Genomic DNA, 12,463 nt, shown 5'->3' on the forward strand with positions numbered 1-12,463 from the left:
AGACAACTGATTTCGAAGCAGATTTCTTGATTCTGCACGAATGTCGTGGCACACTGTGCTCATGACCGAGTCGAATCGCACTGTGGCCGCGGCCACACTCGACGACGTCTCGAAAGAGATCATCGCCCGCCTGCAGACCGACGGCCGCGTGGCCTACTCCGCGATCGCTCGCGAGATCGGCCTGTCGGAGGCAGCGGTCCGTCAGCGGGTGCAGCGACTGCTCGACTCCGAGGTGCTGCAGATCGTCGCCGTGACCGATCCGGCGCAGGTCGGATTCGACCGCCAGGCGATGATCGGCGTCACCGTCAAGGGCGACCTCAAGCCGGTGCAGGCAGCTCTCAGCGAGCTGCCGGAAGTCGCCTACGTCGTGCTGACAGCCGGCCGGTTCGACCTGCTCGTCGAGGTCGTGTGTGTCGACGACGAGCATCTGCTGGACCTGCTCACCGCGCAGATCCGCACCATCGACGGGGTGACCGAGACCGAGACGTTCGTCTACCTCAAACTTGCCAAACAACGCTACGACTGGGGAACGAGATGACTACTCCCACAACACAATCCGACGACATCACGCCTGCGGGCACACCGCGGGCCGAGGCTGCGCGTGACCACCTGTGGGGCCACTTCACCCGGCAGTCGGTCTACGAGCCGAAGGAGACGGGCGGGCAGGGTGCCGCCATACCCACCATCGTCAAGGGCGACGGCGCCTACATCTGGGACGCACAGGGCAGGAAGTACCTCGACGGGCTGTCCGGCCTGTTCACCGTGCAGGTCGGCCACGGCCGCACCGAGCTGGCCGAGGCTGCAGCCGCGCAGGCCAAGGAGCTGGCCTACTTCCCGATCTGGTCCTATGCGCACCGTCCGGCGATCGACCTGGCCGAGCGGCTCGCGTCATACGCACCGGGCAACCTCAACCGCGTCTTCTTCACCACCGGCGGCGGCGAGGCCGTCGAGTCGGCGTGGAAGCTGGCCAAGCAGTACTTCAAGCTGACCGGCAAGCCGGGCAAGCACAAGGTCATCAGCCGCGCGGTCGCCTACCACGGCACCCCGCAGGGCGCCTTGTCCATCACCGGGCTACCCCCGCTCAAGGAGATGTTCGAGCCGCTGGTGCCGGGTGCGTTCAAGGTGCCCAACACCAACATCTACCGCGCGCAGCCCGAGCTGCGTGACGACCCGAAGGCCTTCGGCCGCTGGGCCGCCGACCGCATCGCGGAGGCCATCGAGTTCGAGGGCCCCGACACCGTGGCCGCGGTCTTCCTCGAGCCGGTCCAGAACGCCGGCGGCTGCTTCCCGCCGCCGCCCGGCTACTTCGACCGCGTCCGCGAGATCTGCGACGAATACAACGTGCTGCTCGTCTCGGACGAGACCATCTGCGCGTTCGGCCGGATCGGTGAGATCTTCGCGTCCAAGGACTACGGCTACGAGCCGGACATCATCACCTGCGCGAAGGGCCTGACCTCGGGCTACTCCCCCATCGGCGCGATGATCGCCAGCGACAAGCTGTTCGAGCCGTTCAAGCACGACACCACGATGTTCCCGCACGGCTACACCTTCGGCGGGCACCCGGTCTCGGCGGCTGTCGCGATGGCCAACCTCGACATCTTCGAGAAGGAGGGCCTGGTCCAGCACGTGCACGAGAACGCCCCGGCCTTCCGCAGCACCCTGGAGAAGCTCAGCGACCTGCCGATCGTCGGCGACGTCCGCGGCGACGGGTTCTTCTACGGCATCGAGCTGGTCAAGGACAAGGAGACCCGCGAGACGTTCTCGGACGACGAGGCCGAGCGCGTGCTCTACGGCTTCCTGTCCAAGGCGCTGTATGACGCGGGCCTCTACTGCCGTGCCGACGACCGCGGCGACCCCGTCGTGCAGCTCGCGCCGCCGCTCATCTGCGGCCAGGCCGAGTTCGACGAGATCGAGCAGAAGCTGCGCGGCGTTCTGACCGAGGCTTGGTCACTGCTCTGACCTGACCCAACCCGACCTGACCTGACCTGAACCAACCCGACCGGTCCGACCAGGCCAGACCCTTTTCGCCCAGTGACGGCTTCCTCGGCGAGAGACGGCGTAATTTCGCCGTCACTCGCTCAGGGGCCGTCACTCGGCATTTGTCAGAGGTATGCCAGCATAGGCTGCACCACCATGGAGCGATTGCCGACCTACTGGCAGCGAGCACAGTCCGGGCTGGTCAGCGCATGGGGATGGTCCACCCGGTCCGCCGACGAGGCGCTCAACGTCGCCAACGAACGACTTGCGCACAGCCTCAAGGCAATTCGCGGCGGCCTGCAGCGTGACCGCAAGGGTTCCTACGGCTGGGCACCGCCGCGGGAGGAGACCCTGCACGAGATCGTCGACACCGACGGCGTCCTCGCGGGCCTGGTCTCGCGCAACAGGTATGGCGCCGACGTGCTCGCCACGGACCGCCTGCTGATTGCCGACGTCGACGTGCCACCGGCCAAGCGCACAGCCTCGGTGCGCAAGCTCTTCGGCCGCAAGAAGTCCGACGCCGAGCCGGATCCGAAGACAGTCGCCGCCGGCGTCATACAGCAGTTCGCCGCTGCGTATCCCGCCTTCGGAGTGCGCACCTACGAGACGTATGCCGGCATGCGGGTCATCGTCACCGGTTCGCGACTGGAGCCACGCTCGGCCGAAGCAGCAGCACTCTTCGAGCAGCTCGGCACCGACCGCGTCTACGTGCACCTGTGCCGGAAGTACAACACCTGTCGCGCCCGGCTGACCCCGAAGCCATGGCGGTGCGGCTTGCGCGCCCCGAAGCACACGTGGCCGCCCACGTCGTCCCAGGAGTCTGCCGAGGCCGCCCGCTGGCTGGGCGAATATCAAGCAGCAATCACGGAATACGCCACCTGTCGACTGCTGTCGGCGATCGGGTCACCGCCCGACGCCCTGGAGGCACAACTCATCGAGTTGCACGACCAGGTCACCCGCGTCACCGCGACGGGCCTGCCGCTGGCGTGAGCCGGGCTCTACAGTCGTACCCGTGAGTAATCGCGAGCACGACATCGTCCTCTTCGGCGCCACCGGCTTCGTCGGCAAACTGACCGCCGAGCATCTCGCCCGGCATACACCCGACGGTGTGCGAATCGCACTCGCCGGACGCAACCGCGCCAAGCTGGAGACCGTGCGCAGCGAGTTGCCCGGTGCAGCGGCGGATTGGCCTGTGGTCATTGCAGACTCGGCCGACGCAGGATCGCTGAAGGCTCTTGCGGAGAGCACTCGCGTCGTGATCACCACCGTCGGCCCATATGCGAAATACGGCCTCCCGCTGGTCGAGGCGTGCGCGAACGCGGGCACCGACTACGTCGATCTGACCGGCGAGGTGCTCTTCGTCCGCGAGTCGATCGACCGCTTCCAGGAGACTGCCCAGCGCACCGGTGCGCGCATCGTCCATTCGTGCGGATTCGACTCCATTCCCTCGGATCTCGGCGCTTTCGTGTTGTCCGAGAAGGTCCACGCCGACGGCGCCGGCGACCTCGGGGAAACCACGCTCTACATGGCGATGAAGGGCGGTTTCAGCGGTGGCACGATCGCGTCGGCGATGACGCAACTGGACGAGATCCGCGCCGACAAGAGCAAGCGACGAGTCGCGGGCGACAAGTTCGCGCTCAGCCCCGACCGCGCCCAGGAGCCGAGTGGCGAGTGGCGCGACAGTGCTGCGGTGCGGCACTCCGCCGACATCGATGCGTGGACCGGGCCGTTCGTGATGTCGACCTACAACACCCGGGTCGTGCGACGTAGCAACGCTCTTGCGGGCCACGCCTACGGACGCACGTTCCGCTACCGCGAGGTGCAGCGCACCGGTCGCGGCGTGCGTGGCCAGCTGATGGCGTATGGCATGGCCGGTGGCCTCGGGCTCGGGTTCGGCGCCATGTCGTCACGCCTGCTCCGCCCGGTCGTCCAGCGAGTGCTGCCCTCCCCCGGCGATGGCCCGGACGAGGCGGCGCGGGACGCCGGCTTCTTCACCGCGACACTTCGCACGACGACCACGACAGGGGCCGCATACCAGAGTGTCGTTGCGGCACAAGGAGATCCGGGCTACAAGGCGACGGCGGTGATGCTCGGTGAGAGCGCGTTGAGCCTCGCCGTGTCGCGCGACGACTGCCCGCTCCCCCAGGGTCTGAACGGCGGAGTGCTCACACCCGCCACGGCCCTCGGCAATGTGCTCGTCGAGCGACTGCGCGCCTGCGACTTCCGGATCGAGGCGTCTGCCGTCTGACGGAGCTTCCGGACAGGTTCGGTCCGGTCGGCGACATACGGTCCAAGCATGACCACATGGAAGCCCGAGCGCATCGGTCGACTCCGGCTGATTGCGCAGGGACTGACCGAGGCCCGCGCCGAGAACCCGCTGGAGGTTGTCCAGTGGCTGACCTGCCTGCAGGCACAGGACTTTCGCGCAGCACGCTCCGCTGTCGCGCTGCGCGCCGGCGGCACGGTCGCGGACGTCGACGCGGCGATCGACGCCGGTGAGCTCGTCCGATCCTGGCCGATGCGCGGGACATTGCACCTCGTCCCCGCCGCCGAGCTTCGGTGGATGCTCGCGATCAACGCCGAGCCGATCCTGCGCAGTGGTCGACGCCGCCACGAGCAGTTGCAGATCACCCCGCGGGACATCGACCACGCCGCGTCGGTCACCGACGACGCACTGCGCGGCGGAGGCGGTCTCGCGCGAGCAGAGACCTTCGACCTGTGGGAGCGGCACGGCATCGCAACCAGCGGCCAGCGCGGCATACATCTGTTGCAGGCGCTGTGCCTGCGCGCCCACCTCGTCCTCGGACCGATGGCCGGCAAGCACCAGCAGTTCGTCCTGTATGACGAATGGATCCCGTCCTCCGAACCGGTGGATCGGCCTGCCAACATTGCGGATTGGGCGCTTCGCTACTTCCGATCGCACGGTCCGGCAACCATCGCGGACTTCCGCTGGTGGAGCGGCGTCCTGCACCGCGATCTGGCGCCTGTGTGGGACGACGTGCGTGCGCACCTCGAGGAGATCGTGGTGGACGGCACGTCATACCTCCTCGCCCCGGAGACGCTCGAGCAGTGGCCGGGCAAGAGGACCGCGACGCTGAGACCGCTGCTGACCCCAGCCTTCGACGAGATCCTCCTCGGGTATGCCGACCGCACCCCGACCCTCGACCGAGCGCACCTCGATCTGGTGGTGCCCGGCGGCAACGGGATGTTCAAGGCGGTCCTGATCGACGGTGCCCGCGGTGTGGCGACCTGGCGTCGTGGACCGGCGAAAGCTCCTCTGGATATTGAGGTTTCGCCCTTCCGGGACGCACTGTCGAAGCGCGCCCAGCGAGCGTTGCCGCGCTTGGCCAAGTGCTATCCGTTCGCGCGCTGACACGCCCGGGTCACCACGTCGACCCACCGTGCAGGGTCGGTGCTCCAGAAGTTGTGCACGACGCCAGGGACCTCTTCGAACGTCGAGTCCGGCACCAGCTCGGCGAGCTGCCGTAGCGGCCAGTCCGGGCGAATGTCCTCAGTTGCGGCGATGAACTGCATCTGCACCGGCGAATCCGCAAGCCGTCGAAAGAGATCGGGCTGGTGGATCCAGTCCTGGAACGACGTCTTCAACGCCTCGTGCACCCCCGAATCGAAGTCGATGTCGAAGCCACTCTCGGTATGCTCACCGCGCTCGTAGGCAGCCGACCAGAACCGGTCGTACTGGAGTCCGCGGCCACACAGTCCGATGACAGCGCGAGCACGCTCGGGGTGGTCGAGGGCGTACCGCACCGCCAGGTCGCTCCCCCAGGAGTGCCTGAGCACGATCCACCGCTCGACACCGAGACCTTCCCCGGATCGCCTCCAGGTCGGCCACCGCTGTCGTCATACCGTGCGGTCCACCGCCGGACCGGCCGACACCGCGCGGATCGGGGAACCAAGCGCGCACTCCCTCCGGCGCGAGTCGCTCGTCCGCCAGGTAGTGCACGCAACCAGGACCACCGGACAGCACGACGACATCCGGTCCCGCCCCGGTGCCGGCAACGTGCAGGGAGACATCGTGCGAGGAGACATCGTCAGGCGCCGAAATCAGTTGGTGTTCCATGGGACCGAGTCTCACACGGAGTTGGTCGCCAAGTGGACGGTTCGGCAGGTCCGGATGCCTCCTGGGTAGCGTGCGGCCATGCGCCTGCTACTCATCCGTCACGCCGAGATCCCGCCCAACGTGGAGGGTCGGCTCGAGACCTCCGTGCCCGGCCCCTCGCTGACCGACACTGGCCGGAGCCAGGCGAGGGAGCTCGCCGATCGCCTCGCACCCGAAGGGATCGGACACGTCTTCCGGTCTCCGATGGTCCGCACCGAGGAGACCATCACACCCTTCCTCGAGCGCAGCGGCCTGCAGGCGCGCGTCCTCGACGTGGGCGAGATCGAAGCCGGTGACTACGAAGGTCACACCGACGCCCTCGCGCACGACGCCTACCACCAGGTCATCTTCGGCTGGGCTGACGGCCGGCACGAGGAGAGCATCCCTGGCGGGCACGACGGCTCGGAGTTCTTCGCTCGATTCGATGCCTCGATCGAGCAAGCCACTGCGGGCATGGAAGGAACCGTCGCCGTCGTCAGTCACGGCGCCGCGCTGCGCACCTGGACGGCTGCGCGGTGTGTCAACCTCGACCACCGGTTCGTCGCGGCACGTCCGATCCCCAACACCGGTGTGATCGAGCTGCAGCCGACCTCGCCCGACGGCGGCTGGCGTTGCGTGAGCTGGGTCGGTCAGCCGATCGCGGAGCTCGACTCGGCACCTGCGAACGACTGAATCACTCGAGACTCCAACGGATCTGGACCGTCACGGTCGAGGTCTCTTCACCCGGCGCGACCGGCATCGGCGCGGCTGCGGCAAGCATCGGCCGACCCCGCGGCGCCGGCGGCCGGAACGCTCCGACCTGCTCGACCACCGACTCCGCACGGCCGAGCGTGCGGCCGGTCAGTCGGGCGTAGTCGGTCGCCTTTGCATGCGCGTGCTGCACGGCGTTGGCGCGCGCCTCGGCAAGCGCCTCGTCGGTGGGTTCGGCGGACAACGACACGTCCTCGATCTGCAACGCCGCACCGCACCCGTCGACGAGCTCGCCGAGCAGTCGGTCCAGCAGATCGAACTCGGCGACCCGCACCCGCAACGACTGCGTGGCGTCATACCCCTCGATCTGCTCGACGTCGTCCCGCCACACTTTGTTCGGGGACACACTGACCGCCTCGGTGCGTATGTCGTGCTCGGGCACGCCGACGTCGCGCAGCACCCCGAGTGCGGTGCTGACCACGGAGCCCGCCTCGCGCAGCGCGGCACCCGGATGCGGCTGCCTGCCATCGATCCGCAATCGCACGGCCGCCTCGGTGGTCGGCACCTGCACGGAGCCGACCCCGGTCACGGTCACGCCGAGCTGCTCGTCACTCATGCCTGCCAGTCTGCAACAGATCGCCCCTGCAACGTCACCGCGAACCCCACTCCCACGGTGGCTTGCTCAGCATCCCCTGCCCCTGGACGACCGTCTCGCCGAGGTTCTTGTCGAGCACGACCTCGCTGACCCGGTCTCCGTTGTCGGCCTGCAACGCATCGGCCAGCGCGCGTGAATGCGTGACGAGCACGATCTGAGACCGCATCGACGCGGCCGTGATCAGCCGGGCCAGCGGCTCGATGAGCGAGGAGTGCAAGGAGGTCTCGGGTTCGTTCAGCACCAGCAACGGAGGCGCGTCGACGCTGAGCAACGCGGTCGCCAGCAGCAGGTAGCGCAGTGTGCCGTCGGACAGCTCGGCAGCGCGCAGCGGGCGCAGCATGCCCGGCTGGGCGATGGCGACGTCGAAGAGCCCGTCGGCAATGAGCACCTCCGGCCGCGCCCCGTCGAAGGCGTCCGCGATGGTGCGCTCGAGATCGTCGAAACCGCTCTCCAGGATCGTCTGCACCGCGGCCGCCAGGTCGGAGCCGTCGCCGGCGAGCACCGACGTCCGAGTGCCGACCTGCGGGCGGCGAGCCGGCGCGTCGGCGTCGACCCGGATGTTGTCGTAGAACCGCCAGGACCGGATCTGGTCACGGACCGAGCTGATCTCGGGGGCGACGTGCGGGTCGGCATACTCACGCAGGACGCTGCGGTATGCCGGCAGGTCGTCCCGCACCTGCGACCAGCTGCGGCCATCACGAACCTCGACCAGACCCCGGCGACGCCGCATCGACAGGGTCGCCGGGCGCATCACCGGTCCGGAGAAGATCAGCTCCCGCTTCACGTGCGGGTCACGCTGGAACGCCGTCGGCAGCCCCGTCGGCTGGGGCAGTCCGAGGTCGACCAGATAGCCGAAATCGTCACTGGCGTAACCCATTCGGAGGCTGATCGGACCCTTGCGCACGGTGCCTTCGACGGCGGCGCCACGTCGGGCGCCGGCCAGTGACTCCGGGCCCGCCCACAACGCCGATTGGAGCCCGCCCTCGCGTGCCAGGCTGCCGACAACCTGTCCGTCACCGCATTGGGCAAGCAGCCGTAGCGCACGGTAGAGGGAGGACTTGCCGCTGCCATTGCCGCCGGTCACGACGGTGAGCGGGCTGAGCGGCACGACGACATCACGCAGCGACCGGTAGCCGCTGACCGCGAGCGTGGTGATCATGGCGGCAAAGCTACCGACACGTAGTGACAGCCTCGTCTCGATACCCCCCCGCTGAATCCTTGGCTCGACTCCTCGGTCGCGATACACCTCCCCCGCTGCGCTCCTCCGGCACTCGACCAGCGAGACGGGACGGTGACAGCCCAGGACAACGCAACCTCACGACGAGCCGACGGCCGCGGAGACGACGACCAAGACAGAGCAAGAGAACTCAGCAGGGGCCGTGCAGGCCCAGAGTGTTGCGCACGCCCGACGGTGCGATGTTGCAGCCGACGAACGCGGTGCCGAGGTCACGGACCTTCCAGGTGCTGCCGGACTTCTTCAGCAGCACCTGCGCCGGGTCGGTCTGCGCGTTCTTCGGCGTCACCAGCGCACCCGCCCACGTGTGGTCGGCGCCGGCGAACTTCACCTGCGACACAGTGATGTTCGACGGCTTCACGGCTCCGAGCATCTTGCTGGCTCGGATCGCCGCGACGACCTGCTGCGTGTCGCTGGTCTTCTTCTTCGCCGTGCTGTTCGTTTTGCTGGTCGTGGTGGCACCCGTCCGCTGAGCGGACGCCGTGGTCGCATGGTGGACGGCCGGCGTCACGACCGACGGTGCGTGATGACCGAGCTCGATCGCGTGTGCCTGCGTGGGCACGACGACGGCCGCACCTCCCACGAGAAGTGCTCCGGCTGTGCAGGTGACCAAGGTGCGCTTCATCTGGTGTCCTTCCTTTCCGCGACGACAAATCGCGATCCCCGAGTGGTGCCGGACGCTTGCGCCCGGCGATGTGGAAGACGCTCCATCCTCCCACTGAGTTGGGCCCGATCCAGACCTGTGATCGGATCGTGACCTCACCCGGACCACCCATCCGATTGAATCGGCTGGTGTCCACCACAGAGGTCGAAACCCTTGCAAAACTGCGGCGATTGCTCTCCGAGGGCTCGTCGGTGCGTGATCTGCGGCTGCAGGACCTGGACCTGACGCAGGTCGAGACCGAGCTGCTGCAGATCGACGACTTCACCGGCGTCGTGGTGCTCGGCGGCCGGACGACCGACCGACTGCACCGACACCTGCGACTGCACGGCGCCCTGGTCTTCCCCGCCGACCCCGGCGTGCCCTTCGATGCGTGGCGGTCGCGCCTCTACCGGCCTCGCGAGTTGTATGCCGGACTGCGCGACCACGGATACGACACCACGCCCGACGCACGCAGCTACGAGTGGTCGCTCGACCCCGAGGGTCAGCAGGACGTCTACTCATCGCTGCTGCGCGCGATCCACGACGACAGCATCGGTGACGCGCTGCACGAATTCGTCGACGGCAGAACGCTCGTCGGCGTCATGGGCGGTCACGCCGTCGATCGCGGGTCCGCGGACTACGAGGCGGCAGCACAGCTCGGACATGAATTGGCGTCCGCCGGGCTGCTGGTCACCACCGGCGGCGGGCCAGGCGCGATGGAGGCCGCGAACCTGGGCGCCTTGTGCACCGATCCGGCACTGCTCACGCCGGCCATCACCGACCTCGCGACCGTGCCCTCCTTCCGGCCCGACATCACCGCGTGGGCGCGCGTCGCCTTCGACGTGCGAGACCGGATCACGGCCGACACCGGAGCACCGCGCAGTCTCGGCGTGCCGACCTGGTTCTACGGTCACGAGCCCCCGAACGCCTTCGGCAACCGGATGGCGAAGTACTTCTCGAACGCACTGCGCGAAGACATCCTGCTGCGGATCTGCAACGGCGGCATCGTCGTCCTGCCCGGCGCGGCCGGCACCGTGCAGGAGATCTTCCAGGTGGCCACGGCCCTCTACTACGCCGACGGCGACCGTCCCCGGCTGCCTCCGCTCGTCCTCGTCGGCGAGCAGCATTGGCGGGATGAGGTGCCCGTCTGGCAGGTGCTGCAGGCACTCGGCGCGGGCAGGCCGATGGCGGACGCCATACACCTGGTCCCGGACGTCGATGCGGCGTGCAGCACAATTGGACACCTAGCCGGCACACAGGAAACGCCCGGCGCACCGACGGAAGGCAACACGGCACCGTGACCGACGCTCGCGACAGCACCGCGGACGGCTTCTCCCCGTTCGCCATCTCGGTGCTGCGCGCGGCCGACCGTCGGCTGCGATTCTGCGACCGCGGCGATGCAATGACGCGGTATGCCGCCTGTCGTGCGGCGATGTGCGCGCTGACGCAGGTCGACACGTTCTACATCGGGCACTACATCGGCCCGACGACGCTGTCGATCCCCTATTGCGTTGACCACAAACAGTTTCTGAGCGCTGACGTCCAACAGTTCGGACCCAACGGACTGTCCGAATACATCCGGTCCACCGGTGACATCTACCGCTACGCGCAGGACGACGGCCGGCGCGCGCGGATGGGCTGGAACCTCAACGACCAGCCCGTCCTCGACGTGCTCGTCGTGCCGCTGCGGCATCCGGAGACCGGCGCGGTCACCGGCATGATGGCCATCGAAGGCTCGCAGACGAACGTATTCGACGACGAGGCCGCGCTGGCCATGCAGTGGCTCGGCAAGGCCCTGGAGTGGGAGATGGCCCAGGACCGCAGCTTCGCCGACGACCTCGGTCTCTACGAGCTCTATCCCGAGCTGGACAGCACCCAGCCGCGCGACCAGGCTGAGATGTTGCGCACGCTCACGGCCGAGTTGGAGCGAATGCGACTGGCACTGCACGCGATCGAGCTGCCCGAGACCACCGAGCTGGCCGAGCAGCGCCAGTCACTGGACGAGGCCCGCTCTGTCGGTGAACGCCTCCACCTGCGGCTCGCGGACGCGCTGCAGACCGTGGGCGTGGAGCAGACCACCCCACGGGACACGACCGCCGGCCTGACCACCCGGGAGCTGGAGATCGCCATGCTCATCGCGGTCGACGGGCTGAGCAACCGGCAGTTGGCGAGTCGATTGTTCATCTCGGAGAAGACCGTCAAGGTCCACGTCGGCAACGTGCTGCGCAAGCTGGGCATCTCGCAGCGCTCCGCCATCCCCTATGTGCTGGGCGAGCTGCACCCGCCCGCGCACCTCAAGGAGCCGTGACCGGCACCGTCGCCTCCAGGTCCGCGGTCTCCGGCGCCGGAAGCCGCCCGGCCCGCCACCGGTGCACGATCGCGAGAGTGCCACGGCGCAGCCACGCCGCGCCGACCAGGATCATGATCGCGACTACGCCGTCCAGCCACCAGTGATTGGCCGTGGCGACCACGACGAAGACCGTCACCGCGAAGTGCAGCGGCCCGATCCAGCGCCACGGCGAGGTGCTGACCCGCCAGGCGTACCACCCGACGACAGCCGCGAAGAGCACGTGCACCGACGGCATCGCACCGAAGTTGTCCACCGAGAAGCCGGCGTTGTAGACCGACTGGCCGTAGAACTCGGCCGTGTCGACATACCCCGGCAGCAACCTCGGCGGCGCGACCGCGAGGAACTGCACGAAGAAGCACCCGAGAGTGCTCAACGCCAGTGTCGTGCGGACCGCCGGGTAGTCGTCGCGGTGCCGGAAATAGAGCCACAGCAGAAAGATCCCCATGCCGGTGAAGTGCATGCTCGCGTAGAACAGGTTGGCCAGTTTGACGACCGCCTCGTGTCCCAGGATCAGGTCCTGGACGCTGCGCTCATTGGGGAAGAGCAGCGCCGACTGCAGCCGGTCGATCCAGTGCGCGCGGCCGATCGCGTCACCACCGTCGCTGGAGGTGACCCGCTGCAGGATCTGCCAGAACGCGAACAACCCGGCGATGATCGCGCCCTCCCGGCAGAATGTCGCCACCCCCGACCACCGCGGCCGGCGCCGCAACAGCAGCCATGCCACGACCAGCAGCGCACCGACCCCGAGGGCCTGCTGCCAGTTGAGCATCAGATTGGGCATATCCCCCACCCGGTCC

General features: G+C 68.1%; 12 protein-coding genes and 1 pseudogene. 8 read left to right on the forward strand and 5 right to left on the reverse strand.

The features are described from left to right. The first annotated feature begins 61 nt into the window (after positions 1 to 61). The 5 genes from ACSZL9_RS03165 to ACSZL9_RS03185 all read left to right on the forward strand — a co-directional run bounded on the left by ACSZL9_RS03165 (position 62) and on the right by ACSZL9_RS03185 (position 5,350). Positions 62 to 538 (forward strand): Lrp/AsnC family transcriptional regulator, encoded by a 477-nt coding sequence (locus tag ACSZL9_RS03165; protein WP_446664013.1) that lies wholly within the window; start codon positions 62 to 64, stop codon positions 536 to 538. Then, positions 535 to 1,959 (forward strand): aspartate aminotransferase family protein, encoded by a 1,425-nt coding sequence (locus ACSZL9_RS03170; protein WP_446664014.1) that lies wholly within the window; start codon positions 535 to 537, stop codon positions 1,957 to 1,959. The genes ACSZL9_RS03165 and ACSZL9_RS03170 overlap by 4 nt, the downstream gene beginning before the upstream one ends. 174 nt (positions 1,960 to 2,133) lie before the next feature. Continuing rightward, complete coding sequence (locus tag ACSZL9_RS03175; RefSeq protein ID WP_446664015.1) at positions 2,134 to 2,967, forward strand: hypothetical protein; 834 nt, start codon at positions 2,134 to 2,136, stop codon at positions 2,965 to 2,967. A 22-nt stretch (positions 2,968 to 2,989) separates the two neighbouring features. Next, entirely contained in the window at positions 2,990 to 4,225 is a 1,236-nt protein-coding gene (locus ACSZL9_RS03180; RefSeq protein ID WP_446664016.1) for a saccharopine dehydrogenase family protein, read from the forward strand. A gap of 48 nt (positions 4,226 to 4,273) precedes the next feature. Further along, entirely contained in the window at positions 4,274 to 5,350 is a 1,077-nt protein-coding gene (locus tag ACSZL9_RS03185) for a winged helix DNA-binding domain-containing protein (RefSeq protein WP_446664017.1), read from the forward strand. Here the strand turns inward: ACSZL9_RS03185 and ACSZL9_RS03190 are convergent. Next, positions 5,332 to 5,790 (reverse strand): annotated as a pseudogene (locus ACSZL9_RS03190) (alpha/beta fold hydrolase); the annotation flags it as partial. The gene ACSZL9_RS03185 and the pseudogene ACSZL9_RS03190 overlap by 19 nt on opposite strands. 343 nt (positions 5,791 to 6,133) lie before the next feature. Here ACSZL9_RS03190 and ACSZL9_RS03195 point away from each other — a divergent pair. After that, positions 6,134 to 6,766: a histidine phosphatase family protein gene (locus tag ACSZL9_RS03195; protein ID WP_446664018.1), complete on the forward strand. Its 633-nt coding sequence runs from the start codon at positions 6,134 to 6,136 to the stop codon at positions 6,764 to 6,766. A 1-nt stretch (position 6,767) separates the two neighbouring features. Here the strand turns inward: ACSZL9_RS03195 and ACSZL9_RS03200 are convergent, their stop codons facing one another. The 3 genes from ACSZL9_RS03200 to ACSZL9_RS03210 all read right to left on the reverse strand — a co-directional run bounded on the left by ACSZL9_RS03200 (position 6,768) and on the right by ACSZL9_RS03210 (position 9,298). Further along, positions 6,768 to 7,400 carry an SIMPL domain-containing protein gene (locus ACSZL9_RS03200; protein WP_446664019.1) on the reverse strand — a complete coding sequence of 211 codons (633 nt, stop codon included), beginning with the start codon at positions 7,398 to 7,400 and terminating at the stop codon, positions 6,768 to 6,770. A gap of 34 nt (positions 7,401 to 7,434) precedes the next feature. Continuing rightward, complete coding sequence (locus ACSZL9_RS03205; protein WP_446664020.1) at positions 7,435 to 8,598, reverse strand: AAA family ATPase; 1,164 nt, start codon at positions 8,596 to 8,598, stop codon at positions 7,435 to 7,437. A gap of 208 nt (positions 8,599 to 8,806) precedes the next feature. Beyond that, on the reverse strand, positions 8,807 to 9,298 hold the full coding sequence (locus ACSZL9_RS03210; protein ID WP_446664021.1) for a hypothetical protein: 492 nt from the start codon (positions 9,296 to 9,298) through the stop codon (positions 8,807 to 8,809). A 167-nt stretch (positions 9,299 to 9,465) separates the two neighbouring features. Here ACSZL9_RS03210 and ACSZL9_RS03215 point away from each other — a divergent pair, with 167 nt between their 5' ends. Next, complete coding sequence (locus tag ACSZL9_RS03215; protein WP_446664022.1) at positions 9,466 to 10,617, forward strand: LOG family protein; 1,152 nt, start codon at positions 9,466 to 9,468, stop codon at positions 10,615 to 10,617. After that, on the forward strand, positions 10,614 to 11,624 hold the full coding sequence (locus ACSZL9_RS03220; protein ID WP_446664023.1) for a LuxR C-terminal-related transcriptional regulator: 1,011 nt from the start codon (positions 10,614 to 10,616) through the stop codon (positions 11,622 to 11,624). The genes ACSZL9_RS03215 and ACSZL9_RS03220 overlap by 4 nt, the downstream gene beginning before the upstream one ends. On the opposite strand, the gene ACSZL9_RS03225 is transcribed toward ACSZL9_RS03220, so the two are convergent. Beyond that, positions 11,611 to 12,447, reverse strand: coding sequence for a phosphatase PAP2 family protein (locus ACSZL9_RS03225; RefSeq protein WP_446664024.1), 837 nt, complete (start codon positions 12,445 to 12,447; stop codon positions 11,611 to 11,613). The two genes, ACSZL9_RS03220 and ACSZL9_RS03225, sit on opposite strands and share 14 nt — an antisense overlap. Positions 12,448 to 12,463: the final 16 nt, after the last annotated feature.

Source organism: Flexivirga sp. B27 (assembly GCF_052905685.1).

Coding starts and splice junctions, on each gene's coding strand:
- ACSZL9_RS03165 (WP_446664013.1), top strand. CDS start 62: ATGACCGAGTCGAATCGCACTGTGGCCGCGGCCACACTCGACGACGTC.
- ACSZL9_RS03170 (WP_446664014.1), top strand. CDS start 535: ATGACTACTCCCACAACACAATCCGACGACATCACGCCTGCGGGCACA.
- ACSZL9_RS03175 (WP_446664015.1), top strand. CDS start 2,134: ATGGAGCGATTGCCGACCTACTGGCAGCGAGCACAGTCCGGGCTGGTC.
- ACSZL9_RS03185 (WP_446664017.1), top strand. CDS start 4,274: ATGACCACATGGAAGCCCGAGCGCATCGGTCGACTCCGGCTGATTGCG.
- ACSZL9_RS03195 (WP_446664018.1), top strand. CDS start 6,134: ATGCGCCTGCTACTCATCCGTCACGCCGAGATCCCGCCCAACGTGGAG.
- ACSZL9_RS03200 (WP_446664019.1), bottom strand. CDS start 7,400: ATGAGTGACGAGCAGCTCGGCGTGACCGTGACCGGGGTCGGCTCCGTG.
- ACSZL9_RS03205 (WP_446664020.1), bottom strand. CDS start 8,598: ATGATCACCACGCTCGCGGTCAGCGGCTACCGGTCGCTGCGTGATGTC.
- ACSZL9_RS03210 (WP_446664021.1), bottom strand. CDS start 9,298: ATGAAGCGCACCTTGGTCACCTGCACAGCCGGAGCACTTCTCGTGGGA.
- ACSZL9_RS03225 (WP_446664024.1), bottom strand. CDS start 12,447: ATGCCCAATCTGATGCTCAACTGGCAGCAGGCCCTCGGGGTCGGTGCG.